Source organism: Compostimonas suwonensis, assembly GCF_002797855.1.
GTDB classification, from domain to species: domain Bacteria; phylum Actinomycetota; class Actinomycetes; order Actinomycetales; family Microbacteriaceae; genus Compostimonas; species Compostimonas suwonensis.
In genome coordinates this window covers 386,370-410,186 of record NZ_PGFB01000001.1, presented here as the reverse complement: position 1 = coordinate 410,186, position 23,817 = coordinate 386,370, and the positions used below count along the sequence as shown (strand labels likewise).

Below are 23,817 nucleotides of genomic sequence, written 5' to 3'. Positions count from 1 at the left end.
GGATTCAGCCCTACCAATCTACGGGATGCGCGGAGGGCGAGGCCGCTCGTGACCGTAGGATGTGGAAGGTGACCCGGGTTGATGTCGAGCATTCGCGGAGCATGCCGCGGGCCGTGCTGCTCTGGCTCGGGATCGGCGTGCTGCTCATCGCCTCCCTCGCGGCCGCGATCGGGGCGCTCAACCGCGACGTCTACTCCGCGAACGGCTTCGTGCGCGACTACCTCGAGGCCATCGAGCGCCAGGATGCCCGCACCGCCCTCTCGCTCCCGGGCGTGCAGATCGACCCCCACCACTACGCCGACGCCGGCCTCCCCGTGACCACCTCGACCGTCCTCCTGCGCAACTCGATGATCGGCGAGATCGACGATGTGCGGTTCGTGAGCGATGTGACGGGAGAGGACGGCATCCACACCGTCACCGTCGAGTACACGCTCGAGACCGGGCCGGCCTCCTCGAGTTTCCGCGTCGAGCAGAACGGCACGATCTGGGGGGTGCTGCCGACCTGGCGTTTTGTGGACTCGCCGCTCGCGCACGTCGACCTCACGGTGCTGCACGCGAGCATCTTCGAGGTCAACGGCCTCACCCTCGACACCCGCACGGGCGAGCCGGAGGGCCAGCCGGTCAGTTTCAACAACTCGGCCAGCTACCTCGCCTTCGCACCGGGCGTCTACACCTTCTCGCACGAGTCGTCCCTGCTGACGGCCGAGAAACAGGATGTCGCGATCACCGACTGGAGCGCGCCCACCGAGGTCTCCGTCGACACGCAGGCCAATGCCGACTTCGTCGACGACGTGCAGGAGGAGGTCGACGGCTACCTGGACGACTGCGCGACCCAGACCGTGCTGCAACCGGCCGGATGCCCGTTCGGCATCGTCATCGACGACCGCATCAAGGGCGAGCCGGCGTGGTCGATCGCCGAGTACCCGGTGGTCACGATCGTTCCCGGTGAGACCGGCTGGCTGACACCGCCCACCCCGGCGGCCGCGCACATCGTCGTCGAGGTGCAGTCGCTCTTCGACGGCGACGTCACGACCCTCGACCAGGACGAGCCCTTCGAGCTCGGCCTCGACATCGCGATCGAGGCCGACGGCAGCATCAACATCCAGGTGCAGTAGGCACCTGCTCAGGGAACGACGAGGCGGCCCCGGAGCTACCGGTCCTTGGCGGCGAGACGGGCGAGCCGGTCGTTGTACTCCTCGAGCTCGGCCTCGTTGGTGCGGTCGGCGTTGCGGTCGCGCCTCTTCGTCTCGCGGTCGTCGCTGCGGCCCCACTGGATGGCGACGATGATGGCGAGCACGACCGTGGGGATCTCGCCGATGCTCCAGGCGATGCCGCCGCCCGCCTGTTGATCCGCGAGGGCGTCGACGCCCCAGCTGCGGCCCATCGCGCCGTACCAGTCGGCCAGGAGCAGCCCCGAGCCGGTCATGAGCGCGAGGCCGAAGAAGGCGTGGAACGCCATCGTGCCGAGCAGCAGCACGAGCCGGAAGGGGTAGGGCAGGCGGTAGGGCACGGGGTCGACGCCGATGAGCGACTGCACGAAGAGGTAGCCGGTGATGAGGAAGTGGGTGATCATCCACTCGTGACCGATGTGGTCGGTCGTCGCCCAGCTGAAGACGGGGGAGTAGTAGAACACCCAGAGCGAGCCCGCGAAGAGCACGGCGGCCACGATCGGGTTGGTCAGCACCGTCGCGACCTTCGAGTGCACGACGAGCATGATCCACTCGCGCGGCCCGCGGCTGCCGTCGTCGCGCTTGACGATCGCCCGCAGGGCGAGGGTGATGGGCGCGCCGGGCACGAGCAGCACCGGCACCATCATCGTGAGGGCCATGTGGCCGAGCATGTGGGTGCTGAAGAGGTACTTCTCGTAGACGTTGACGGCGCCGTTCGTCACGTAGAACAGCGCGACCATCCCCACGACCCAGAGGATCGTGCGGTGCAGGGGCCAGCTGTCTCCCCGCCGGCGCAGTCGGCGCACGCCCGCGAGGTAGAAGAAGATGCCGAAGGCGCAGATGAGCAGCCAGATGAGGTCGAAGTTCCACTCGGTGAAGTAGCTGAGCGGGGTGAGCTCGGGCGGCAGGGGCTCGCCCGTGAGGATCTCGGCGGGCGTCGGGATGGAGGGAAGCACCTCTTCGACGGGGGTCGCGGTCTGCGCGAGGGCGGCGGCGACACCCGAGGCGAGGCCCATGAAGCCGAGCTCGGCGGCGACGAGCCACCAGAAGTGACCGCCGACGGGCTTGGCGCTGCGCGACATCCGCCCGATCAGGTAGCGGCGCTGGATCGCGCCGAAGAAGCCGAGCGCGACGAGCGCGAAGACCTTCACGAGCACGAGGATGCCGTACGGCGTCAGCAGGCGGTCGAGCGATCCGATGCGCAGCTCGGCCCCCGCGTAGCCCGAGACCGCGACGACGAGGAAGCAGACGAGCGCGAGCGTCGAGTACCGGGTGATGACCGGAAGGATGCGGCCGCCCGCGAGCTCCTTGCGCAGCAGCACGATCGTCAGCAGACCGCCCAGCCACACCGCCGCGAAGACGAGGTGCAGACCGAGTGCCGTGATCGCCGCGTCGTGGCCGCTCGTTCCGGCGGCGTGGCCCTGCTGCGCCATCGGCACGAGGGCGATGACGGAGAGGATCGCGACGAAGACGAGGGCGGTCTGATTGCGCACCGCGAAGCACAGCACGGTCACGGCCGCGGCGATGAGGGTCGTCGTGAGCCAGGCCTGGCCGACCTCGACGGTCGTGATGAAGAAGCTCAGCTTGTCGCCGAAGGCCGGGTCGGTGCTGAACGAGGAGCCGGTGACCTTGAGGAAGGTGAAGAAGCCGGTGCCCGCGGCCGCCACGGTGAGCACGGCCGCGGAGCCGGCGGCGATGTCGAGGGCCTTGTTGAACTCGGGCTTCTTGGGCGTCAGCGCGAAGCAGACGAGCACGAGCGCGCCGATCGTGCCGGCTGCGCCGAGGTTGACCATGAGCTTCGCCGCCGGGAGCCCCCAGCGCACGACAGGCCCGGCGTCGCGGAGGGCGAGCGGGTCTGCGGCGCCGCCGTACGAGAGCGCGAGCACCATCGAGACGATCGCGACCGCGAGCAGCACGGCAGGGCCGACGATGATGAGGGGTCTTCGCACCTAGCTACTCTATGTTCTCGGCGCGGCTCTTCGCTGTGACGCCGACCGGATGACACCGTTCGCGAGTCGTGCCGAACCGTTCACGATCACGGTTTTTCAGAACGGTTCGGCGCGACTCGCGAAGGCTTAAACGCAGATCGGGGAGCACCGACAGAGTCGGTGCTCCCCGATCAACAGGAGCTGATGCTACTTCGCGGCAGCCTTGAGCTTCGAGCCGGCGCTGATCTTGACCGAGTGGCCTGCAGCGATCTGGATGGTCTCACCGGTCTGCGGGTTGCGGCCGGTGCGAGCTGCACGCGAGGTGCGCTCGACGGAGAGCCAACCCGGGATCGAAACCTTGACGTCGTTCGCCACCGAGTCAGAGAGCGTGGAGAAGAGAGCGTCCAGGACGCCGTTGACGGCAGCCTGGCTCTGGCCGGACTCCGCGGCAACAGCCGCAACGAGCTCGGTCTTGTTAAGCGACTTATCAGCCATTGAGTGTCCTCCTCGGACCTATGCGCTGTCTGAAACAGCAGTGTTGTTGTAGATACGGCCGGAACTGTGACATCCCGGCCTTTGGTCGAACGACCGTGGGTAATTTACCAGCTTGACTTGGTAATTCCGGGCAACTCGCCTCGGTGAGCCATGTCACGGAAGCGAACACGGGAGATCCCGAACTTCGTGAGGACACCGCGGGGGCGGCCGTCGACGGCGTCGCGGCTGCGCACGCGCACCGGCGAGGCGTTGCGCGGGAGCTTCTGCAGGCCCACTCGAGCGGCCTCGCGGCTCTCGTCGGTGCCGTTGGGGTCGATGAGAGCCTTCTTGAGCTCAAGACGCTTGGTCGCGTAGCGCTCTACGACGACCTTGCGCTGTTCGTTGCGGGCGATCTTGCTCTTCTTCGCCATGGTTTAGCGCTCCTCGCGGAATTCGACGTGCTTGCGCACGATGGGGTCGTACTTCTTGAGCACGATACGGTCGGGGTTGTTGCGACGGTTCTTGCGGGTCACGTAGGTGTAACCGGTGCCAGCCGTCGAACGAAGCTTGATGATCGGACGAACGTCCTGCTGCTTTGCCATTAGATTTTCTCCCCGCGGGCCAGGATGTCCTTGACGACGGATTCGATGCCACGAGCATCGATGACCTTGATGCCCTTCGCGGACACGTTGAGGGTGACGTTACGGCGCAGGGACGGCACGTAGTAGGTCTTCCTCTGCACGTTCGGGTCGAAGCGACGCTTCGTGCGGCGGTGCGAGTGCGAGATAGCGTGTCCGAAGCCGGGGACGGCTCCAGTCACTTGGCAGACTGCTGCCATGATTTTCCTCCAATACCGAAGAGCGGATGCTCTTCCCAAGATCTCTTGTCGGCTAGCCACGACCCACAGCACAGCAGTGTTCCGCTGAAGAATGGGGGAGTGGTTGCGGTCTGAACGGTGAGAGCGCTCAGCCAAACAACGATCTTATGCGATGCGGGGCCGGGTGCGCAACACGGCTACCGTGTGACGGCGTCGCTCGCGCGGCGCCGTCTGCGCCCGCCCTACCGCGGGTCGGCCTGAGCGGTGCCGCTCTGCGCCGCCGCCCGCGAGCACTCCGCGCACAGCCCGAAGACGTCGACGATGTGCGCGGCCTGCGTGAAACCGTTGTCGGCGGCGACGGATCGCGCCCAGGTCTCGACGGGGTCTGCGGAGATCTCCACGGTGAGGCCGCAGTTGCGGCAGATCAGGTGATGGTGGTGAGTGCCCGGGGTGCAGGCCCGGTAGAGGCTCTCGCCGTCGAGCGACTGCAGGGAATCGGCATCCCCCTCGGTCGCGAGGTCGGCGAGCGCACGGTACACAGTCGCGAGACCGATGGGTGAGCCGGAGTCACGCAAGGCCGAGTGCAGCCCCTGAGCGCTCACGAAGCCATCCGTGTCGCCGAGGGCCTCGCGCACAGCCTCGCGCTGCCACGTGTTCCTCTTCACTACCATGCCTCTATTCTCGCCTTTCTGCCTGAGAGTCCGCGCTTTTTCTTTGCGGCGTCGACGATCCGGCACACGACGTAGATGAGGAAGGAGATCGTCGTCACGTAGGGGCTGATCGGGATCGAGCCGCCGAGCGCGAGCATGATGCCGCCCACGAGCGAAACCACGGCGAAGAGCATGCTGAGCAGCGGCACGACGATGGGCGAGGAGGAGAGCCGGAGGGCGGCCGCCGCAGGCGTCACGAGGATCGAGAGCACGAGCAGCGAGCCGACGATCTGCACCGACACCGCGACGGCGAGCCCCAGCAGGATCATAAAGAAGATCGAGAGGGCTTGCACGGGCACTCCCCGTGCCGCCGCGACATCCGCGTCGACGCTCGAGAACATAAGCGGACGCCAGACGAGCAGCAGGCCGACCACGACGACGATCGAGATGGCGACGAGCGAGCCGAGACGCGGGTTGTCGACCGCGACGATCTGACCGGTGAGCAGGCCGAACTTGTTCGACGACCGCCCGGGGTAGAGAGCGAGGCACAGGATGCCGAGGCCGAGGCCGAAGGGCATGAGCACGGCGATGATCGAGTTGCGATCCCTCGCCCGGGAGCCGAGCGCCCCGATGAGCAGCGCCGCGAGAAGCGAGCCGATGATGGAGCCCTCGACGACGCCCACCCCGAACAGCAGGCCGGCCGCGGCGCCCGCGAAGGAGAGCTCGCTGATGCCGTGCACGGCGAAGGCCATGTCGCGCGACATCACGAAGACGCCGATGAGGCCGCCGACCACGCCGAGCACGGCGCCCGCGATGATCGAGTTCTGCAGCAGGGCGAGCAGCTCGCCGTAGTCGGTGAAGTCGAAGATCTGCGACCACAGGTCGGAGTCCTCCGCGCGAAGGAGGCCGGGGGCGCCGAGGATACCGGGCAGCACGCCCGCGAGAACGGCGATCACGGCATCACGACCGGGGTGCCGGTGCCGGGCTCGTGGCTCGAGTCGTGGTGGTCGGCGTGCACCGCGTCGGGCGTGCCGACCACGATGACCCGGCCGCGGGTGCGGATGACGTCGACAGGCGAGCCGTAGAGCTCGCTCAGCACCTCGGAGCGCAGCACCTCGTCGGGCGTGCCCATGCGGAAGCGGCCGCCCGCGAGGTAGAGCACGCGGTCGACCTTGTCGAGCACGGGGTTCACGTCGTGCGTGACGAAGAGCACGCCGAGCTCGCGTTCACGGCGGTGCCGGTCGATGAGCTCGCTCACCGCGCGCTGATGGGCGAGGTCGAGGGAGATGAGAGGCTCGTCGCACAGGAGCAGACGCGGGTCGCCCGCGAGCGCCTGCCCGACCCGAAGCCGCTGCTGCTCGCCGCCGGAGAGGGTCGCGATGGGCACATTCGCGTAGTCCTCCGCGCCGACGGCCGCGAGCAGCGCGTCGACCTCACGGCGGCGCGAGGCCGAGGGGAGCGGCACCCCGAAGCGGTGGCCGTCGAGCCCGAGAGCCACGAGGTCGCGCGCGCGCAGCGGTGTCCCCTCGTCGGCGAGCTTCTGCTGCGGGATGTAGCCGATGTGACGGTTGCCCCGCGAGACCGGCTCGCCGAGGAACTCGGCCGTGCCCGAGGAGAGCCGCTGCTGGCCCAGGATGACGCGCAGCAGGCTCGTCTTGCCCGAGCCGTTGGCCCCGAGCACGGCGACGAACTCGCCGCGGGTGACGGCGAGATCGAGGTCGTGCCAGAGGGTGCGGTCGCCGAATCGCAGGCTCGCCGCGCTCAGGCGCAGCACGACCTCGGCCGGCTCCGCGGTGTTCGCGGGGCCGGCCGAGGTCGACGTCTTGTCGTGCTTCACGGTCTCGAGGCTATCGCTCGTGCTCCGCTCCGCCGTGACGGGCGCGTCACTTCGACGAGGACCCGGTCTCGAGCGCGGCCTGGATCGCGTCGAGGGTGGCGCCCATCCAGCCGAGGTAGTCCTGGCCGTCGGGCAGCGTCTCGGTCACGGGCACGACGGGCGCGCCGTTCGCGTCGGCGGCCGCGAGCACGGCCTCGGTCTGCGGCCCCGTGGTCTGCTCGTTGTAGACGAGGATGACGGGGGAGCCTGCGGTGAAGACGTCCTCGGTCTGCTGGAGGATCGCGGGGGCGACATCCGTGTCTTCCTCGATCGCCTCGCTGAACTCGGCCGGGGTCTTGTTGACGAGGCCGATCGCGTCGAGCATGTAGAGCGGAACGGGCTCGGTGATCGCGACACCGCCGCCCGCGAAGCTCGCCTCGAGCTGCGCCTCCCGAGCCTCGAGATCGCCGAGCGCGTCGGTGAAGGACTGGGCGTTCGCCTCGAAGCTCGCCGCGCCGTCGGGGTCGATCTGCGTGAGGGCCGACACGAGCTCGCCGGCCACCTTCTCGACGGTCGGGAAGTCGTACCAGACGTGCTCGTTGAACTCGCCGTCGGCGGGCTCCTGGTCGTAGCCGCTGATGTCGGCCGCGTTGAGCACGACGGCATCGGCGTTGTCGGCCGCCGACAGCATGGTGTCGACGAAGTCGTCGTAGCCGCCGCCGTTCTCGATCACGATCTGCGCCTTCGAGAGCACGAGCTGGTTCCGGGCGTCGGCCTCGTACTCGTGCGGGTCTTTGTCGGGGCTGTCGATGATCGAGGTGACCGAGACGAGGTCGCCGCCGATCTGCTCCGCGATGTCGCCGTAGACGTTGGTCGAGGCGACGATCGCGATGGTCGAGCCGGTCGAATCGGCGCTGCTGCCCGCCTCGTCCGAGGGGGTCGCCGCGCATCCGGCGAGGACGAGGGCGGATGCCGCGGCCAGGGCCGGAACGGCGAAGAGGTACGGCGTGCGGCGAGTGCGGGGCCGGGGTGTGCGGAGGGGGGACGCGAGGCGCATCGGGATGCCTATCTAGTGCAAGGGATGTGTGCGACACGGGTGGTCGGTGATGCCCACGCTACGCATAATGATAATGATTGTCAAAAGCAGTTGATGTGAGGCGGTTCGCCGGGCGCCCGCCTCAGCCGATCCGCTCGCCGCCCAGCGCCGCCGCGCGGCCGAGCAGCAGGGCGCGCTCGCGCTCGTTGCGGGTGAGCGAGGCCGCGCGCTCGAACTCCTCCCGCGCCTCCGCGGTGCGCCCGAGCCGCACGAGCAGATCGGCACGCACGCTCGGCAGCAGGTGGTAGCTCGCCAGCGCCCCCTCGCTCACGAGCGCGTCGACGATCTCGAGCCCCGTCTGCGGTCCGTAGGCCATCGACAGCGCGACCGCCCGGTTGAGCTCCACGACGGGCGACGGCGCGATCTGGGCCAGGGCGTCGTAGAGCGCCGCGATCCGCTCCCAGTCGGTGTCCTCCGCCCGGGCGGCGCGAGCGTGGCAGGCGGCGATCGCCGCCTGCAGCGAGTACGGCCCGAGCGTGCGGCCGGAGGTCTCGGCCCGCGAGAGAGCGGCCAGGCCGCGCGTGATCATCAGGCGGTCCCAGTGCGAGCGGTCCTGATCGAGCAGCAGCACGGGCTCACCGCTCGCGCTCGTGCGCGCTCCCATCCGCGAGGCCTGGATCTCCATGAGGGCGACGAGACCGTGCACCTCGGGCTCCGTCGGCACGAGAGCGGCCAGGATGCGCCCGAGCCGCAGCGCCTCGTCGGCGAGCGCCGGCCGCATCCAATCGCCGCCCGCCGTCGCCGAGTAGCCCTCGTTGAACACGAGGTAGACGACCTCGAGCACCGAGCCGAGACGCTCCGGGAACTCATCGCGCTGCGGTACCTCGAAGGGCACGTGGGCCTCGGCGAGGGTGCGCTTCGCCCGCACGATCCGCTGCGCGACCGTCGCCACGGGCACGAGGAAGGCGCGGGCGATCTCCTCCGTCGACAGGCCGCCGACGAGCCGCAGGGTCAGCGCGACCCGACCCTCCTCGGGCAGCACGGGGTGGCAGGCGATGAAGACGAGGCTCAGCAGGTCGTCGCCGATCGGATCCTCAGCGGCCCCCTGCGGATCACCCGCGCTCGTCTCCTGCGTCTCGAGACCGTGGGCGAGCTCGGTGTACTTGCGGCCGAGGCGCTCCTGCCTGCGCCAGGTGTCGATCGCCCGTCGTTTCGCGGTGGCCGTGAGCCAGGCGCCCGCGTTGCGCGGCACGCCCGACTCCGGCCACTGCTCGAGGGCCGCGACGAGGGCGTCCTGTGCGAGCTCCTCGGCGAGACCGACGTCGCCGACCATCCTCGTGAGCGTCGCGATCAGGCGGGCGGACTCGATCCGCCACACCGCCTCGATCGCGTGATTCGTCTCGGACACGATCGGTCAGACCCGCGTCGCCGGGATGCCCGCGAGCGAGGCATCCCGGCGCGTGACGGCAGCGCCCGGCATCCGGAACCGGCTCACGCGGTGCGCGGCTCGCCGAGCTTCTCGCGCCAGACCTTCTCCTTCTGCACGTACTCGTTGCTCTGATCGAACTCCTCGAGGCCGACGACCTGGCGCACCTCGACCTGGCCGGTCTGGAGGGGAATGCGCCTCGCCCACTCGATGGCCTCCTCCTTCGAGGAGACCTGCAGGATCCAGAAGCCGGCGATGAGCTCCTTCGACTCCGTGAACGGCCCGTCGGTCACAGTGCGGTCGTCGCCCGAGTACTCGAGACGCACACCCTCGGAGCTCGGGTGCAGGCCCTCGCCGGCGAGGATGACCCCGGCGGCCATGAGCTCCTCGTTGTAGCGGCCCATGGAATTGAGTGCCTCGTCGCTCGGGCCGGCGATCTCGGGGGAGCTCTCGTCGGACTGAAGGATGAGCATGAACTTCATTGTGATCTCCTTGTCGTCGTGGAAGCTGTAGCGCCTCCTACACACTGACGTCGAACAAGCTATTGGCATTTCGACAGCCACGACGAAGATAATCAGAAATATGTTTCGCTGGCGCTCCCGGGACCGGCGGCCCCGCTACTCCAGCAGCAGTGCGGGCTCCTCGATGATGCTCGCGATGTCGGCCACGAAGCGGCTCACGACGTCGCCGTCGACGACCCGGTGGTCGAAGCTCCCGCCGATCGTCGTGACATAACGCGCGCGCACCTCGCCGTCGACGACCCACGGCTTCTGCTTGATCGTGCCGAGCGCGACGATCCCGACCTCGCCCGGGTTCAGGATGGGCGTGCCCGTGTCCATGCCGAAGACGCCGATGTTCGTGATCGTGATCGTTCCGTTCGCCATCTCGGCGGGCTGGGTCTTGCCGTCACGGGCCGTGATCGTGAGCTTCTCGAGCGCCTGGGCGAGCTCGAGCAGGCTCATCGCCTGGGCGTCCTTGACATTCGGCACGATGAGGCCGCGCGGGGTGGCTGCCGCGACGCCGAGGTTCACGTAGTGGCGCACGATGATCTCCTCGTCGGTCCACGTGGAGTTGACGATCGGATTGCGCCGCACCGCCCAGATCATCGCCTTCGCCATGATGAGCAGTGGCGAGACCTTGACGCCCGCGAAGTCGGTGGAGCTCTTGAGCCGCTTGACGAACTCCATCGTGCGGGTCGCGTCGACGTCGACGAAGACGCTCACGTGCGGCGCGGTGAACGCGCTCGAGGTCATGGCCTGGGCGATCGCCTTGCGCATGCCCTTGACCGGGATGCGCTCCTCGCGGTCGGCCGGCCAGGCCGGCGTCTCGATGTTGCGGAAGACGCTCACCTGCGAGGCCTGGCGGATGACGTCGTCGCGTGTGACGTCGCCGATCGGGCCCGTGGGCGTCACCTCGGCGAGGTCGACCCCGAGATCCTTGGCGAGCTTGCGGATGGGCGGCTTGGCGAGCACGGGACCGGCGCTGAGCGCGGGGGCCGGGCGGGCCGGGGCGGGCTTCGCGACTCCGGCCGGTGCCGACGTCGACGGCGAGGCGACCGGAGCCTGGGGCACGAAGGCCTCGTGCGCCGACGGCGCGAGGTGCGCACGGCGGCGGCGCGAACCGGTCGCGGCCGAGGAGCCGTGACCGACGAGCACCGCGCCCGGCTTCTCGCCGTCGTCGCCCGCTGCGCCGGATGCCGCGGCTCGCGCCGACACCGCGCGCTCCGACTCGGCGCTCACGCTGTCCGCCGTGTCGGCCGCGACGACCTGCGCCTCGGGAACGGCGGGGGAGGCGGCGGATGCCGGTGAACCCGTGTCCGCCGACGAACCGGGGGTTCCGGCATCCGCGCTCGAGAGCACCGTGATGATGGGGGTGCCGACGTCGACGGTGATGCCCTCCTCGACGAGGATCTCGCCGACGACGCCCTCGAACGGCGACGGCAGCTCGACGAGCGACTTCGCGGTCTCGATCTCGACGAGCACCTGGTTGATCGCCACGGTGTCGCCGGGGGCGACCCGCCAGGAGACGATCTCCGCCTCGGTCAGACCCTCGCCGACATCCGGGAGGGTGAAATTCGACTGTGCCACCAAACACTCCTTACACGTCGTGCGGTCGTGTGACGCCCGGAAGGGCGGTCATCACAAATCAGTAGGCGAGAACCCGGTCGACGGCTTCGAGGATCCGGTCGACGCCGGGAAGGAAGTGGGTCTCGACCGCGGCAGGCGGGAAGGGGGTGTCGAACCCGGACACCCGCAGCACGGGAGCCTCGAGCGAGTAGAAGGAGCGCTCCGTGACCGTCGCGGCGATCTCCGAGCCGACGCTCACGAACCCGGACGCCTCCTGGGCGACGACGAGCCGCCCCGTCGTGGCGACCGAGTCGAGGATCGGGCCGAAGTCGAGAGGCGAGATCGAGCGCAGGTCGACGACCTCGAGGCTCGTGCCCTCCTCGGCGGCGAGCTCGGCGGCCTGCAGCAGCACGCTGACCATCGCGCCGTGACCCACGACGGTGACGTCGGAGCCCTCGCGGACGACACGGCTCGCGTGCAGCGGCCCGCCGCTCTGCGCGAAGGAGACCTCGCCCTTGGGCCAGTACCGGCTCTTCGGCTCGAAGAACAGCACGGGGTCGTCGGAGGCGATCGCCTCCTGGATCATCCAGTAGGCGTCGTTCGGGTTCGAGGGGCTCACGACCCGCAGGCCCGGCGTGTGCGCGAAGTAGGCCTCGGGGCTCTCCTGGTGGTGCTCGATCGATCCGATGTGCCCGCCGTAGGGAACCCGGATGACGACGGGCATCGAGAGCTGGCCCTCGTGCCGGTTGCGCATCCGCGCGAGCTGGGTGGTGATCTGGTCGAAGCCGGGGAAGATGAAGCCGTCGAACTGGATCTCGCACACCGGACGGTAGCCGCGCATCGCCATGCCGATCGCGGTGCCGATGATGCCCGCCTCGGCGAGCGGGGTGTCGAGCACCCGCTGGGGGCCGAACTCGGCGTGCAGCCCCTCGGTCACACGGAAGACGCCGCCGAGCGGGCCGATGTCCTCGCCCATCAGCAGCACCTTCGGGTCGTCGAGCATCGCGCGGCGCAGGCCGGCGTTGATCGCCTTGCCGAGAGGCAGCTGCGCGGTCGTCGGCGTCTGCGATCCGGCCTCGGCGGCTCCGGGCGTCGAAGCGGATGCCGGCGCGCTGCCCGTTCCGGCGAGCCCCGTCTCCAGCGTTGTGTTCTCGCTCATGCCTCATCACCTTCGAACGATGCCTCGAACTCGTCGAGCCAGGCCTTCTGCTCCTGAATACGCGGATGCGGTTCTGCGTAGACGTTGTCGAAGATCACGCTGCGGTCGGGGGCGCGGAGCTCGAGGGTGCGTCGGCGCGCATCGGCCGCGACATCCGCCGCCTCCTCGTCGACGGCGTCGAGGAACTGCTGCTCGACGCCGAGGCCCTGCAGGTAGAGGCGGAAGCGCACGATCGGGTCGCGGGCCACCCACGACTCGAGCTCGGCGTTCGTGCGGTACTTCGTCGGGTCGTCGGCGGTGGTGTGCGCACCGATGCGGTAGGTGAGCGCCTCGATGAGCGCGGGGCCCTTGCCGGAGCGGGCGTCGTCCATCGACTTGGCGGTCACCGCGAAGCTCGCGAGCACGTCGTTGCCGTCGATCTGGGTTCCGGGGATGCCGAAGCCGCTCGCCCTGCGGTACAGCGGCGTGCGCGACTGGCGCTCGACGGGCACCGAGATGGCCCAGTGGTTGTTCTGCAGGAAGAAGACCTGCGGGGTCTGGTAGCTCGCCGCGAAGACGAGCGCCTCGTTCGCGTCGCCCTGCGAGGAGGCGCCGTCGCCGTAGTAGACGATCACGGCCTCGTCGGTCTCGGGATCGCCCGTCGCCGTCGTGCCGTCGAACTGGATGCCCATCGCGTAGCCGGTGGCGTGCAGCGTCTGCGCCCCGAGCACGAGCGTGTAGAGGTGGAAGTTGCCGTTCTGCTCCGGATCCCAGCCGCCGAGGGTGCCGCCGCGCAGCATCCGCAGGATGTCGACGAGGTCGAGCCCGCGGATCATGCCCACGACGTGCTCGCGGTAGGAGGGGAAGATGTGGTCCTGCGCACGCGTCGCGTAGGCGGAGCCGACCTGCGCCGCCTCCTGGCCGTGGCTCGGAACCCAGAGCGCCAACTGGCCCTGGCGCTGCAGGTTCGCCGCCTCGATGTCGAAGCGCCGCACAACGACCATGTCGCGGTAGAAACGGCGATAGTCGTCTTCGCCGAGCCGGTCGAGATACGACGCGAACTCGGCGGCGGAGTCGTTGGGCTCGAGCACGCCCTCGGGTGAGAGGAACTGAACCGTGGGGGTTTCTTGTGCGGCCACCGTTCTAAGCTACCCTGCGTCCGGGATGCCCGTTTGGTAGCTTCCCGACAATCTCAGCCGAAACCCTTAGGAGTTTCTCAACAGACTCGGGTTCTCCCACCGAGATCCGGATGCCGTCGGGGTGGAAGGGGCGCACGACGAGCCCGGCCTCGTGGAAGGCCGCGGCCGCGGCATCCGTCGCCTCGCCCGTGGGCAGCCAGAGAAAGTTGCCGTGCGGTTCGGGGGCGCTCCAGCCCTGCGCGATCAGCTGGTTCCAGATCTCGTGGCGACGCTCGGCGATGGCGACGACGCGCTCGAGCAGCTGCTCCTCGTGCTCCAGGCTCGCGAGCGCACCGGTCTCGGCCTGCGCGGTGACCGAGAGCGGGATGGCCGAGGAGCGCGCGGCGTCGAGGATCGCGACCGGTCCGATCGCGTAGCCGACCCGCAGCCCGGCGAGCCCGTAGGCCTTCGAGAAGGTGCGCAGGACGACGAGGTTGGGGTACTGCGCGAGCAGCTCGGGACCGCGCACCGCGTCGGGATCGCCCACGAACTCGATGTAGGCCTCGTCGAGGATGACCAGGATGTCGCGCGGCACGCTCGCCATGAACGCGTGGAACTCGGCGACCGTGACGATCGCGCCGGTGGGGTTGTTGGGAGTGCAGACGATGAGCGCCCGTGTGCGCTCGGTGACCGCCGCCGCCATCGCGGGAAGGTCGTGCCCGTGGTCGGCGCGGTTCGGCACGGCGACGGGGGTCGCCCCCGCGACGGCGACGATGCCGGGGTAGGCCTCGAAGGAGCGCCAGGAGAAGACGACCTCGTCACCGGGGCCCGCCGCCGCCGTGACGAGCTGGGTGAGCACCGCGACCGAGCCGGAGCCCACCTGGATGCCGTCGGGGGTCACCCCGTAACGCTCGGCGAGCGCTGTGCGCAGCGCGAGCGCCGTGGCATCCGGGTAGCGGTTGATCGCCGTGGCGCCCGCGATCGCCTCGAGCACCCCGGGCAGGGGGTCGAAGGGGTTCTCGTTGCTGGAGAGCTTGTAGGCGTCCGCAGAGGCCGCCTTGCCCTGCCGGTACGGCACCATGGCCACGATCTCGGGTCGGAGTCTGACGGGGGGAACCTCTGGCGTACTCACTGTTTCACCCTACTGGCAGGCCCATTCCGGGTTCGTTATGTCTTGGCCGCCCGATACGCCCGGGCCGCGCGATCGCCCGCCGTCGGTCACCGCGCGCCGGTCGCCGGATCGCCGCCGGATCGCCACGACACCGTTGACAGCGCAGTGGCGGGTGATGTCATAGTTGTCGCATGCGCTTCCTGATCTCGCTCATCGTCAACGGCATCGGCCTGTGGATCACCACCCTCATCCTCGCGCCGAACGTGCGGGTCGAGGCCTACGCAGACGACACCTTCGCCACGATCCTCACCTACGCGCTCCTCGCCCTCATCTTCGGCGTGGTCAACGGCGTCGTCGGCACGGTCGTGCGGATCGTCGCGTTCCCCCTCTACATCCTCACCCTGGGCCTCCTCGCGCTCATCGTCAACGGACTGCTGCTGCTGCTCGTCGCCTGGATCTCCGGCCTCTTCGGTTTCGGCCTCTACATCGACGGCTTCTGGTGGGGCGTGCTGGGCGCGATCGTGCTCGGCATCATCTCCTGGCTGCTCGGGCTCATCCTGCGCCCGCTCGCCGGCCGGCGCTGACGCACCCGCACCCGCACCCGCACCCGCACCCGCACTCGCACTCGCACTCGCACTCGCACCCACTCGTATCGCCTCGGCATCAGCCCACCTCACCTCACCTCGTCTCGCCCTGCTCCACCCGGGTCGCCCGGTAGAGCACGCTCGTTCCGTGGGCTCCCGCGGTGAACGTCTCGATGCCCTCCCGCGCGCGCGAGATGCGCTCCTCACCCGACTCGTCGAGCAGGGCGGCGGTCTCGCGGTAGCGCTCGAAGGAGTGGGCGGGAAACGCCTCGTCGCTCGGAGGCGGTGACTCGTCGAAGAGCGCCCGCCGAACGGTGAGCCTGCCGTCGACCGCGCCGGGATCGGAACCGCGACCCGCTTCGGCATCGGCCATTCCGCCGAGAGCCGGGATGAGGTCCTCCTCGTGGCGGATCGCCGTGACGGGAACACCCTCCGGCGCGGCGATCTGCTCGCTCGGAGACCCGAAGGTCACGAGCCCTGCCGAGGCGAACTCGCCGGACTCCACGATCCGCGCCGCCACGAGACCGCCCTGCGAGTATCCGACGCTCAGCACCTCGTCGCCCTGCTCGATACCGGCCGCCCTCATCGCCTCGAGCGTCGCCCGGTAGGAGCCACCGCCATCGTCGGCGATGCCCGCCAGGTTCGAGGCCATGTCCCACGGCTCGGAGGCCGTGCGCAGCCCGGAGTCGATCGTGCCGCCCGTGTAGACGATCCAGCGGGTGCGGTGCGCGCCCGTGGGGGTGGACGCGGACGGCGGCGCGGGCACCTCGTAGCGCTCGATGCGGATCTGCGCAGAGCCGGACGCCGACGACGGCATCCGCGCCGCCAGCTCTGCGTAGCCCCGTGGTGGCGCGGCGACCGAGACCCCCGCCCGGCGCACCGCGACGGGCGTCTCGCCGAGCCCTGCCGGCCGCACCGCCCACGACACGACGGTCGCGGCGCCCGTGATCCCGAGGGCCCCCGCCCCCGATTCCCCGCCCGACCGCCCGGAGCCGGACCGCTCGGGGGCCCGGGGGATCCGAGCCGCCCCGAGCATCGCGTCGTCGGCCGAGGAGACGAGCACGCGCACGAGGTGCACGACGGCCGGGTTGCTGTAGAGCTCGGGCCGGCCGCGAACCGCGGCCGACACGGCGGAGAGCACTGAAGCCGGTGAACGCCCGCGCAGCATCGACGTGCCGAGGAGGGCGAGAACGGCTCCCGTGCCCGCCGTCGCAAGCGCGGGCACGGCGGCGAGCGCGAGCGCCGGCCACAGCAGCCCGCCGGAGTAGCCCAGGATCGAGCCCCAGCTGCCGCTGATGCGCGCCAGGGTCTGCTCCGCCCGCACATAGTCGTCGGACGAGGAGAGCAGCTCGCCCCGCAGCCTCTGCGCGTCCTCCCCCAGACGCGTCGCGGTGAGACCCGCCTCGATGAGGCTCCATGCCGCCTCATCGCCCCACCGCACCGAGGCTCCCGGCACGAGCGCGCTCACGGCCCGAAGCCGCGCGGCCCATGCCTCCGCCTGCGCCGCGACGGCCGCGCAGGATGCCGCGCACGCGAGCAGCTCCTCGGTGGCGACGACGATCGGCCCGCCGCCGCCCACGACCAGCCCGTCACTCATGCTCCCACTCGCCCCGCACCTCGCCCGCACTGTCATGCCGAGCCGGGCGACACATCCGTCTCTCTCCCTGCCTCTGCCCCCTCACCGCGACCACACCTCGCCGAGCTCGGCACCACCGACACTCTCGGCACCACCGACACTGTCGACCCCCGCGAGTGCCCGCGCCGCGGCCGCCCGCTCGAGCGCCGCTGCCGTGTGCCCCAGCTGCCCCAGCAGCAGCTCGAGCGTCACCGAGAGCTCCCGCGCCCGCACCGCGAAGGCGCGCTGCGCGGGAGACCGCCATCCCTCGGTGCGGCCCACGGACTCGACAAGCGCCCGGCCGGCCTCCGCCTCCTCGCGCACCGACCGCACGACAGCGGCCTGCCGGGCGATGACCTCGATGACCTCCGATTCCACCGCGACCTCTTCCTTCCCTCGATTCCGACAACACGTTCCGACACCACGACGACGCCACGACGCCACGACGCCACGACGCCACGACGCCACGACCAGCTTCGCGAGCGTCACGGCCCGCTTTCGACGCGCAGCTCGCTTCTGGGGCATCCGCCGCCCTTCGCAGTGGTGTGCAGGAGAGGAATCAAGGCCAGAATGGGCCTATGAGCTTCGCATCAGGATCCGACGAGGCTGAGATACCCTTCCGCATCTGCTTCGTCTGCGCGGGCAACATCTGCCGCTCGCCCATGGCCGAGGTCGTCATGCGGCAACTCGTCGAGCGCGCCGGGCTCACCGGCAAGGTCGTGTCGACGTCGGCGGGAACGGGCGACTGGCACGTCGGCGAGCAGGCCGACGAGCGCACGATCGCCGCACTCGCCAAACGCGGCTACGACGGCAGCCACCACCGCGCCCGTCAGTTCGAGTCGGCCTGGTACGGCCAGCTCGACATCGTGGTCGCCCTCGACCGCAGCCAGGACCGCATCCTCCGATCGTGGGCGAACGACGCACGCGACCACGGCAAGATCCACCTGCTGCGCAGTTTCGACCCGGAATCCGGCGGGAACGTCGACGTTCCCGACCCCTATTACTCCGACGATGCGATGTTCGACGCGGTCTTGGGCATGATAGAGAGGTCGAGCACGGCCCTTTTCCGACAGATCGAGCCGGCGATCCGATCCAGCACGCGGTGACCATCCCGCTGCGCCGCACACGCACCATCACGAATCACGCACCATCACGAACGGGAATCCGATGAGCCACCTTCCTCCCCAGCCGCTCAGTCCGCTCGACGGCCGCTACCGCACCGCCGTCACCGAGCTCGGCGAGCACCTCTCCGAGGCCGGGCTCAACCGCGCCCGCGTGCACGTCGAGGTGGAGTGGCTCATCGCCCTCACCGAGCGGGGCATGTTCGGCTCCAAGCCCCTCGACCCCTCCCAGATCGCGTCGCTGCGCGCGCTCGTGAGCGACTTCGGCCAGGCCGAGATCGATGAGCTCGCCGAGCTCGAGGCCACCACCCGCCACGACGTGAAGGCCGTCGAATACCTCGTTCGCCGCCGCCTGAGCAGCCTCGGACTCGACTCGATCGCCGAGCTCACCCACTTCGCCGCGACGAGCGAGGACATCAACAACCTCTCCTACGCGCTCACCGTCAAGGCCGCCGTCACCGAGGTGTGGATGCCGGCCTACCGCTCCGTCATCGCGCTGCTGCGCGAGCTCGCCCGGCGCCACCGGGCCGACGCCATGCTCGCCCGCACCCACGGCCAGCCCGCGACGCCCACCACCATGGGCAAGGAGCTCGCCGTCTTCGTCTACCGCCTCGAGCGCATCGGCGCGCAGATCGATGCGACCGAGTACCTCGGGAAGTTCTCGGGCGCGACCGGGACCTTCGCGGCCCACCGGGCAGCGGATGCCACGGCCGACTGGCCGACGATCTCACGCGAGTTCGTCACGGGCCTCGGCCTCGGCTGGAACCCGCTCACCACCCAGATCGAGTCGCACGACTGGCAGGCGGAGCTCTACGAGCGCGTTGTGCACGCCAACCGCGTTCTGCATAACCTCGCGACCGACGTCTGGACCTACATCTCGCTCGGCTACTTCCGGCAGATCCCGCAGGCCGGTGCGACGGGCTCGTCGACCATGCCGCACAAGATCAACCCGATCCGCTTCGAGAACGCCGAGGCGAACCTCGAGCTCTCCTCGGCCCTCCTCGCCTCCCTCGCCGAGACCCTCGTGACCTCCAGGCTGCAGCGCGACCTCACCGACTCGACCACCCAGCGCAACATCGGCGTCGGCCTCGGCCACTCCCTGCTCGCCCTCGACAACATCCGCCGCGGCCTCGGCGAGATCGACCTCGACACGGTGCGGCTCGCGGCCGACCTCGACGCGAACTGGGAGATCCTCGGCGAGGCGATCCAGACCGTCATCCGCGCGGAGGTCACCGCCGGCCGCAGCACGATCGAAGACCCCTACGCTCTGCTCAAGGAGCTCACCCGTGGCAAGCGCATCGGCCAGGACGACCTCGTGGCCTTCGTCTCGGCCCTCGAGATCGGCGACGAGGCCAAGGCCCGCCTGCTCGAGCTCACCCCGGCCGGCTACATCGGCCTCGCCGACGAGCTCGTCGACTACCTCGACGCCTGAGCCGCCCCGCATCCCTCCCGTCACCGCTGACTCGCACGGGTGAACTCCAAACGACGGAGATTCGCCCGTTTTCGGCCCGTTTCACGCACGGGGGCCCCGAAAAAGGGCGAATCTCCGTCGTTTTGAGTTCAGACAGAAGAAGACGAGCGGATGCCGGGACCCGGCGTCAGTGCGGGCTGACGGGCGGCGGCGGGGTGTCGCCGTTCTGCTCGTCGAGGTCGACGGCCTCGCCGGCATCCGGCTTCATACTGAGCGCGAACATCGCCAGCAGCACGAGCGAGACGATGAACGCGACCCCCAGGCCGATGGCCGCGAGCACGAAGTCGCGCGTCGCCATGAGGGTGATGAGCCCGGTGAAGACTCCGAGCACGCCGGAGAGCACGAGGAGCTCCACGGGCCTGAGTACGTCTTCTCTGCGGGCTTTGGGTTTGTCGTTGCTGCTCACGAAGCGGTCTCGGTGTTCTGGTCTGGCGATGCAGGCCGGGTGATGGTGCCGTGTCCGGCCTCGGATGGAGCCGGCTGGGTCGAAGAGTCGGCCGCGGGGGAGGCCGGCGACCACTTGAGCGAGAGTCCCGCGATCAGGAGGTAGACGGCGACGATCGCCGTGTACGCCCCGAGGAGCCCGACCGCGACGACGGCGTTGGTGTTGATGGGGAGCAGGAGGAAGACGAGCGCGAGCACCGCCGTTATGACGCCGATGACGAGCCAGTCGCGGGCCGCCGGCGAGGTGCGGCGCGAGCGGAACCCGCTGTAGAGCTCGAGGAAGCCGCTGAGGGCCGCCCACACGCTCACGAGGTAGACGAAGAAGGAGTTGCCGGCGTCGTTGGCGACGAGGGCCACGATTCCGGATGCCACGCCGATGAGCCCTTGGCCGAGGAAGAACGCGCGCCCCACGCCGTCGACCATCGTGCGCCAGCTCACGACGGCCACGAGCAGGCCCGTGACGATGCCGAAGCCGCCGAAGACGACGAGGCCGAGCTGCGCGGAGTGGTCGGCGTTGAAGGTCACGATCACCGCGGCGATCGCGGCGACGACTCCACGCGCGACGGGGATGACCCAGTAGCGATCCCCGACAGGGGCGGCGTCCTGGGACGTGGTCACGAGGGCCTCTTCCATTCGTACTGACTGACCCAGACAGTTTACGCGCTGAGGCAGCCCGCCGGATGCGCTCGGGGCGCGGGGCGACCGCCTACACGACCGCCATGTCGGCGAAGCGGGAGAAGTGGCCGTGGAAGCCGACCGTGATCGTGTCGGTCGGGCCGTTGCGGTGCTTGGCGACGATGAGGTCGGCCTCGCCCGCACGCGGGTTCTCCTTCTCGTAGGCGCTCTCGCGGTGCAGGAGGATGACCATGTCGGCATCCTGCTCGAGAGAGCCCGACTCGCGGAGGTCGCTCAGCGCGGGCTTCTTGTCGGCACGCTGCTCGGGGCCGCGGTTGAGCTGGGAGAGTGCGATCACCGGCACCTGGAGCTCTTTGGCGAGCAGCTTGAGCGCACGCGAGAACTCGCTGACCTCCTGCTGGCGGCTCTCGACGCGCTTGCCGCTCGTCATGAGCTGCAGGTAGTCGATGATGACCATCTTGAGGCCGACGCGCTGCTTGAGACGGCGGCACTTCGCGCGGATCTCGACGAGGGTCATGTTGGGGCTGTCGTCGATGTAGAGCGGCGCGTCGTTGATGCGGCCGCGGGTGCTCGCGATCGTCGTCCAATCACGGGCGTCGACGGTGCCCTTGCGCATGTTCTGCAGGGGCACGGATGCCTCGGCCGAGAGCAGGCGCATGGCGATCTCGCTTCGCCCCATCTCGAGGGAGAAGAAGATCGTGGGCATGTCGTGCTTGATGGCCGCCGCACGGGCGAAGTCGAGGGCGAGGGTCGACTTTCCGAGCGCCGGACGGGCGGCGATGATGATGAGCTGGCCGGGGTGGAGGCCGTTGGTCAGCTGGTCCATCTGCGCGAAGCCCGTGGGGACACCCGTCATCTGGCCGTCGCGGTGCTTGGCGGCCTCGATCTCGTCGATCGCGACGTTCACGGCGTCGGTCAGCGGGACGTAGTCCTCGCTGTCGGTGTTGCCGGTGACCTGGTAGATCTCGGCCTGAGCGTTGTTGACGAGGTCGAGCACCTCGCCCTCGCCCGAGTAGCCCATCTGCACGATGCGCGTGCCGGCTTCGACGAGCCGGCGCAGGAGGGCGCGCTCGGCGACGATCGAGGCGTAGAAGCCGGCGTTGGCCGCCGTGGGCACGAGGCTCGTGAGCGTGTGCAGGTAGTCGGCGCCGCCGGCGCGGGAGAGCTCGCCGATCTTGGTGAGCTCGTCGGTGACGGCGATGACGTCGGTGGGCTCGCCGTGCGAGTACAGCGCGAGGATCGCGTCGAAGATGATCTCGTGCTTGGGGATGTAGAAGTCGATGCCCCGCACGGTCTCGACGACGTCGGCGACGGCATCCTTGCTCAGGAGCATGCCGCCGAGGGCGCTCTGCTCGGCGAGGAGGTCGTGGGGCGGTGTGCGCTCACTGTTGCGGCCGTCGCCTCCCGTCGATCCGCCGTACCGGGAGTCACCGGGATTCCGCGAATCGCCTGCCAGACCGAGATGAGCTATCGACACTCTGCCCCTCTTCCGTTCGAACCTGCCTGTACCAGTCTGCGTCGCACCGCTGACATCCCGGGGATGCCGTGCGGCGTTCCCCCCTGCCGACGGTGCTGACCCACACTAGGGACCGGCACGACCCCGGCACAAACAAGCCTGTGGACAACGCTGTGGAGAATATGCGCGAAACGCCGACGCGTGTGTGTAGAAACTGTGGGATCCCCTGTGGACAAGGGAAAAGTTTTTGCTAGTAAATCGCCGTTGATCAGGGATTAAAATGCCACAGCCCTGTGGGCAAAAACTTGTTTAGACCTGACCTTGAATGTTGACGAGGGGTTCTCCGGCTGTGTACAAAGCTGTACAAAATCCGCACTTAAATAGGTGTAGCGGTGGGACTGGCCCACCGCTACACTCGTAACAATTTGCGTTGCGCGCCTACTTGGCGGCGACCACCTGAAGGGTGATCGTGGCCGTGAGCTCGTCGCGCAGGCGAATGGTCGCCTCGTGCTCACCGGTCGCCTTGATGGGCGTGGTGATCTCGATCTTGCGCTTGTCGAGCGAGCCGAAGCCCGCTGCGGCCACCGCGTCGGCGATGTCGGCCGTCTTGACCGAGCCGAAGAGGCGACCGCCGGTGCCGGCCTTGACCGTCAGCTTGACCTTGTTGGCCTCGAGCACCTGCTTGAGGTGCTGGGCCTCCTCGATCGTGGCGTGCTCGCGGGCGACGCGGGCGGCCTTGATCTGCTCGACCTGCTTCTCGCCACCACGGCTCCACCCCACGGCGTAGCCCTGGGGAACGAGGTAGTTGCGCGCGTAGCCGTTCTTGACCTCGACGACGTCACCGGCCGAGCCGAGGCCGGAGACCTCATGCGTGAGAATTACCTTGGACATGCGTTACTCCTTAACGGCCTGAGCCGGCGTAGGGGAGGAGCGCCATCTCGCGTGCGTTCTTCACGGCACGGGCGATGAGGCGCTGCTCCTGAACGGAGACCCCGGTGATTCGGCGAGCACGGATCTTGCCGCGCTCGGAGATGAACTTGCGCAGTGTCGCGACATCCTTGTAGTCGATGACACCAACGCGGATCGACTTCGCGGGAGCGGCGTTCTTTCCGCCCTTGGCCCCGCGGAGCGGCTTGCGGCGATCGCCGCTGCTCTTTCCAGCCATGTTGATTTCCTTTGATGTGAAGAGTCACGGGCACGACGGCCCGGTGACATACGGAGCTTTAGAAGGGGGTCTCGTCGCTGTAGCTTCCGCCACCGCCGCCGGGAGTGTTCCAGACATCCCCGCCGCCTGACGACGGAGCGCTGGGCGCCCACGGCTCGTCGGCAGGGCCGCCGGCTGCGCCGGAGGAGCCACCGCGCGGTGAGGAGGACGAGGTGCGGGTGATCGACGCAGTCGCGTAACGCAGCGAGGGACCGATCTCATCGATCTCGAGCTCGATCGAGGTGCGCTTCTCACCCTCTTTCGTCTCGTACGACCGCTGCCTGAGACGTCCCGTTGCGATAACCCGGGCCCCCTTGGTCAGTGTTCCCGCGACGTGCTCGGCGAATTCACGCCAGACGCTCGCGCGCAGGAACAGAGCCTCGCCATCTTTCCAGTCGTTGCTCGCACGGTCGAAGGTGCGCGGCGTCGAGGCGATGGTGAAGTTGGCGACCGCCAGCCCGTTCTGCGTGTAACGCAGCTCCGGATCGCTGGTGAGGTTGCCCACCACGGTGATTACGGTCTCGCCTGCCATGAGAC

Annotated in this window: 27 protein-coding genes; 4 read left to right on the top strand and 23 right to left on the bottom strand. The window is 69.1% G+C overall.

Features of this window, described 5'->3' with window-relative positions:
• The first annotated feature begins 68 nt into the window (after window positions 1-68).
• Window positions 69-1,115 (top strand): hypothetical protein, encoded by a 1,047-nt coding sequence (locus CLV54_RS01855; RefSeq protein ID WP_157802762.1) that lies wholly within the window; start codon window positions 69-71, stop codon window positions 1,113-1,115.
• Between the two features lie 35 nt (window positions 1,116-1,150).
• On the opposite strand, the gene CLV54_RS01850 is transcribed toward CLV54_RS01855, so the two are convergent.
• The 15 genes from CLV54_RS01850 to CLV54_RS01780 form a co-directional block, all read right to left on the bottom strand.
• Window positions 1,151-3,058 (bottom strand): bifunctional copper resistance protein CopD/cytochrome c oxidase assembly protein, encoded by a 1,908-nt coding sequence (locus tag CLV54_RS01850; protein WP_170061948.1) that lies wholly within the window; start codon window positions 3,056-3,058, stop codon window positions 1,151-1,153.
• A 246-nt stretch (window positions 3,059-3,304) separates the two neighbouring features.
• Window positions 3,305-3,592 carry an HU family DNA-binding protein gene (locus CLV54_RS01845; RefSeq protein ID WP_100343245.1) on the bottom strand — a complete coding sequence of 96 codons (288 nt, stop codon included), beginning with the start codon at window positions 3,590-3,592 and terminating at the stop codon, window positions 3,305-3,307.
• Window positions 3,593-3,696: 104 nt separating this feature from the next.
• On the bottom strand, window positions 3,697-4,002 hold the full coding sequence (rpsN, locus tag CLV54_RS01840; protein WP_100343244.1) for a 30S ribosomal protein S14: 306 nt from the start codon (window positions 4,000-4,002) through the stop codon (window positions 3,697-3,699).
• Between the two features lie 3 nt (window positions 4,003-4,005).
• Window positions 4,006-4,173 (bottom strand): 50S ribosomal protein L33, encoded by a 168-nt coding sequence (gene rpmG, locus CLV54_RS01835; RefSeq protein ID WP_100343243.1) that lies wholly within the window; start codon window positions 4,171-4,173, stop codon window positions 4,006-4,008.
• Window positions 4,173-4,409 (bottom strand): 50S ribosomal protein L28, encoded by a 237-nt coding sequence (gene rpmB / locus CLV54_RS01830; protein WP_100343242.1) that lies wholly within the window; start codon window positions 4,407-4,409, stop codon window positions 4,173-4,175. Before rpmB ends, rpmG begins: the two co-directional genes overlap by 1 nt.
• Window positions 4,410-4,630: 221 nt before the next feature.
• A complete protein-coding gene (locus CLV54_RS01825) occupies window positions 4,631-5,059 on the bottom strand; it encodes a Fur family transcriptional regulator (protein WP_100343241.1) in 429 nt (142 codons plus the stop codon).
• Window positions 5,053-5,961 carry a metal ABC transporter permease gene (locus CLV54_RS01820; RefSeq protein WP_100343619.1) on the bottom strand — a complete coding sequence of 303 codons (909 nt, stop codon included), beginning with the start codon at window positions 5,959-5,961 and terminating at the stop codon, window positions 5,053-5,055. The genes CLV54_RS01825 and CLV54_RS01820 overlap by 7 nt, the downstream gene beginning before the upstream one ends.
• 29 nt (window positions 5,962-5,990) lie before the next feature.
• The gene (locus CLV54_RS01815) at window positions 5,991-6,809 is read right to left on the bottom strand and encodes a metal ABC transporter ATP-binding protein (RefSeq protein WP_211294437.1); all 819 of its coding nucleotides are present in this window, start codon (window positions 6,807-6,809) and stop codon (window positions 5,991-5,993) included.
• A 112-nt stretch (window positions 6,810-6,921) separates the two neighbouring features.
• Window positions 6,922-7,911, bottom strand: a complete 990-nt coding sequence (locus tag CLV54_RS01810; RefSeq protein ID WP_100343239.1) for a metal ABC transporter solute-binding protein, Zn/Mn family — start codon at window positions 7,909-7,911, stop codon at window positions 6,922-6,924.
• A 121-nt stretch (window positions 7,912-8,032) separates the two neighbouring features.
• Window positions 8,033-9,298 carry an RNA polymerase sigma factor gene (locus CLV54_RS01805; protein WP_211294407.1) on the bottom strand — a complete coding sequence of 422 codons (1,266 nt, stop codon included), beginning with the start codon at window positions 9,296-9,298 and terminating at the stop codon, window positions 8,033-8,035.
• A gap of 83 nt (window positions 9,299-9,381) precedes the next feature.
• On the bottom strand, window positions 9,382-9,798 hold the full coding sequence (locus CLV54_RS01800) for a YciI family protein (protein ID WP_100343237.1): 417 nt from the start codon (window positions 9,796-9,798) through the stop codon (window positions 9,382-9,384).
• Between the two features lie 135 nt (window positions 9,799-9,933).
• Entirely contained in the window at window positions 9,934-11,403 is a 1,470-nt protein-coding gene (locus CLV54_RS01795) for a dihydrolipoamide acetyltransferase family protein (RefSeq protein WP_100343236.1), read from the bottom strand.
• Window positions 11,404-11,461: 58 nt separating this feature from the next.
• Window positions 11,462-12,541, bottom strand: coding sequence for an alpha-ketoacid dehydrogenase subunit beta (locus tag CLV54_RS01790; protein ID WP_100343235.1), 1,080 nt, complete (start codon window positions 12,539-12,541; stop codon window positions 11,462-11,464).
• Window positions 12,538-13,659 carry a thiamine pyrophosphate-dependent dehydrogenase E1 component subunit alpha gene (locus tag CLV54_RS01785; protein ID WP_100343234.1) on the bottom strand — a complete coding sequence of 374 codons (1,122 nt, stop codon included), beginning with the start codon at window positions 13,657-13,659 and terminating at the stop codon, window positions 12,538-12,540. The genes CLV54_RS01790 and CLV54_RS01785 overlap by 4 nt, the downstream gene beginning before the upstream one ends.
• 4 nt (window positions 13,660-13,663) lie before the next feature.
• Complete coding sequence (locus CLV54_RS01780; protein WP_100343233.1) at window positions 13,664-14,770, bottom strand: histidinol-phosphate transaminase; 1,107 nt, start codon at window positions 14,768-14,770, stop codon at window positions 13,664-13,666.
• 170 nt (window positions 14,771-14,940) lie between these two features.
• On the opposite strand from CLV54_RS01780, the gene CLV54_RS01775 reads away from it, so the two are divergent.
• A complete protein-coding gene (locus CLV54_RS01775) occupies window positions 14,941-15,333 on the top strand; it encodes a phage holin family protein (protein WP_100343232.1) in 393 nt (130 codons plus the stop codon).
• A gap of 94 nt (window positions 15,334-15,427) precedes the next feature.
• On the opposite strand, the gene CLV54_RS01770 is transcribed toward CLV54_RS01775, so the two are convergent.
• Complete coding sequence (locus CLV54_RS01770; RefSeq protein ID WP_100343231.1) at window positions 15,428-16,930, bottom strand: alpha/beta hydrolase family protein; 1,503 nt, start codon at window positions 16,928-16,930, stop codon at window positions 15,428-15,430.
• Between the two features lie 81 nt (window positions 16,931-17,011).
• Window positions 17,012-17,437, bottom strand: coding sequence for a hypothetical protein (locus tag CLV54_RS01765; protein ID WP_157802761.1), 426 nt, complete (start codon window positions 17,435-17,437; stop codon window positions 17,012-17,014).
• 89 nt (window positions 17,438-17,526) lie between these two features.
• Here CLV54_RS01765 and CLV54_RS01760 point away from each other — a divergent pair, with 89 nt between their 5' ends.
• Window positions 17,527-18,054, top strand: a complete 528-nt coding sequence (locus tag CLV54_RS01760) for a low molecular weight protein-tyrosine-phosphatase (protein WP_100343229.1) — start codon at window positions 17,527-17,529, stop codon at window positions 18,052-18,054.
• Window positions 18,055-18,115: 61 nt separating this feature from the next.
• Window positions 18,116-19,501, top strand: a complete 1,386-nt coding sequence (gene purB, locus CLV54_RS01755; RefSeq protein WP_100343228.1) for an adenylosuccinate lyase — start codon at window positions 18,116-18,118, stop codon at window positions 19,499-19,501.
• 166 nt (window positions 19,502-19,667) lie between these two features.
• On the opposite strand, the gene CLV54_RS01750 is transcribed toward purB, so the two are convergent.
• The 6 genes from CLV54_RS01750 to CLV54_RS01725 form a co-directional block, all read right to left on the bottom strand.
• Complete coding sequence (locus CLV54_RS01750; RefSeq protein WP_100343227.1) at window positions 19,668-19,946, bottom strand: hypothetical protein; 279 nt, start codon at window positions 19,944-19,946, stop codon at window positions 19,668-19,670.
• Window positions 19,943-20,602, bottom strand: coding sequence for an HdeD family acid-resistance protein (locus CLV54_RS01745; RefSeq protein ID WP_157802760.1), 660 nt, complete (start codon window positions 20,600-20,602; stop codon window positions 19,943-19,945). The genes CLV54_RS01750 and CLV54_RS01745 overlap by 4 nt, the downstream gene beginning before the upstream one ends.
• A gap of 88 nt (window positions 20,603-20,690) precedes the next feature.
• Window positions 20,691-22,097: a replicative DNA helicase gene (gene dnaB, locus CLV54_RS01740; protein WP_100343225.1), complete on the bottom strand. Its 1,407-nt coding sequence runs from the start codon at window positions 22,095-22,097 to the stop codon at window positions 20,691-20,693.
• 417 nt (window positions 22,098-22,514) lie between these two features.
• The gene (gene rplI, locus CLV54_RS01735; protein ID WP_100343224.1) at window positions 22,515-22,967 is read right to left on the bottom strand and encodes a 50S ribosomal protein L9; all 453 of its coding nucleotides are present in this window, start codon (window positions 22,965-22,967) and stop codon (window positions 22,515-22,517) included.
• A gap of 10 nt (window positions 22,968-22,977) precedes the next feature.
• Window positions 22,978-23,241 carry a 30S ribosomal protein S18 gene (rpsR, locus tag CLV54_RS01730; RefSeq protein WP_012039648.1) on the bottom strand — a complete coding sequence of 88 codons (264 nt, stop codon included), beginning with the start codon at window positions 23,239-23,241 and terminating at the stop codon, window positions 22,978-22,980.
• Window positions 23,242-23,299: 58 nt separating this feature from the next.
• Window positions 23,300-23,812, bottom strand: a complete 513-nt coding sequence (locus CLV54_RS01725; protein WP_100343223.1) for a single-stranded DNA-binding protein — start codon at window positions 23,810-23,812, stop codon at window positions 23,300-23,302.
• Window positions 23,813-23,817: the final 5 nt, after the last annotated feature.

What these genes read in the sequence shown, in the direction of transcription:
- CLV54_RS01850 (WP_170061948.1), bottom strand. Translation starts at nt 3,058, where the DNA reads ATGGTGCTCGCGCTCTCGTACGGCGGCGCCGCAGACCCGCTCGCCCTC.
- CLV54_RS01845 (WP_100343245.1), bottom strand. Translation starts at nt 3,592, where the DNA reads ATGGCTGATAAGTCGCTTAACAAGACCGAGCTCGTTGCGGCTGTTGCC.
- rpsN (WP_100343244.1), bottom strand. Translation starts at nt 4,002, where the DNA reads ATGGCGAAGAAGAGCAAGATCGCCCGCAACGAACAGCGCAAGGTCGTC.
- rpmG (WP_100343243.1), bottom strand. Translation starts at nt 4,173, where the DNA reads ATGGCAAAGCAGCAGGACGTTCGTCCGATCATCAAGCTTCGTTCGACG.
- rpmB (WP_100343242.1), bottom strand. Translation starts at nt 4,409, where the DNA reads ATGGCAGCAGTCTGCCAAGTGACTGGAGCCGTCCCCGGCTTCGGACAC.
- CLV54_RS01825 (WP_100343241.1), bottom strand. Translation starts at nt 5,059, where the DNA reads ATGGTAGTGAAGAGGAACACGTGGCAGCGCGAGGCTGTGCGCGAGGCC.
- CLV54_RS01810 (WP_100343239.1), bottom strand. Translation starts at nt 7,911, where the DNA reads ATGCGCCTCGCGTCCCCCCTCCGCACACCCCGGCCCCGCACTCGCCGC.
- CLV54_RS01800 (WP_100343237.1), bottom strand. Translation starts at nt 9,798, where the DNA reads ATGAAGTTCATGCTCATCCTTCAGTCCGACGAGAGCTCCCCCGAGATC.
- CLV54_RS01790 (WP_100343235.1), bottom strand. Translation starts at nt 12,541, where the DNA reads ATGAGCGAGAACACAACGCTGGAGACGGGGCTCGCCGGAACGGGCAGC.
- CLV54_RS01775 (WP_100343232.1), top strand. Translation starts at nt 14,941, where the DNA reads ATGCGCTTCCTGATCTCGCTCATCGTCAACGGCATCGGCCTGTGGATC.
- CLV54_RS01770 (WP_100343231.1), bottom strand. Translation starts at nt 16,930, where the DNA reads ATGAGTGACGGGCTGGTCGTGGGCGGCGGCGGGCCGATCGTCGTCGCC.
- CLV54_RS01760 (WP_100343229.1), top strand. Translation starts at nt 17,527, where the DNA reads ATGAGCTTCGCATCAGGATCCGACGAGGCTGAGATACCCTTCCGCATC.
- purB (WP_100343228.1), top strand. Translation starts at nt 18,116, where the DNA reads ATGAGCCACCTTCCTCCCCAGCCGCTCAGTCCGCTCGACGGCCGCTAC.
- rplI (WP_100343224.1), bottom strand. Translation starts at nt 22,967, where the DNA reads ATGTCCAAGGTAATTCTCACGCATGAGGTCTCCGGCCTCGGCTCGGCC.
- rpsR (WP_012039648.1), bottom strand. Translation starts at nt 23,241, where the DNA reads ATGGCTGGAAAGAGCAGCGGCGATCGCCGCAAGCCGCTCCGCGGGGCC.
- CLV54_RS01725 (WP_100343223.1), bottom strand. Translation starts at nt 23,812, where the DNA reads ATGGCAGGCGAGACCGTAATCACCGTGGTGGGCAACCTCACCAGCGAT.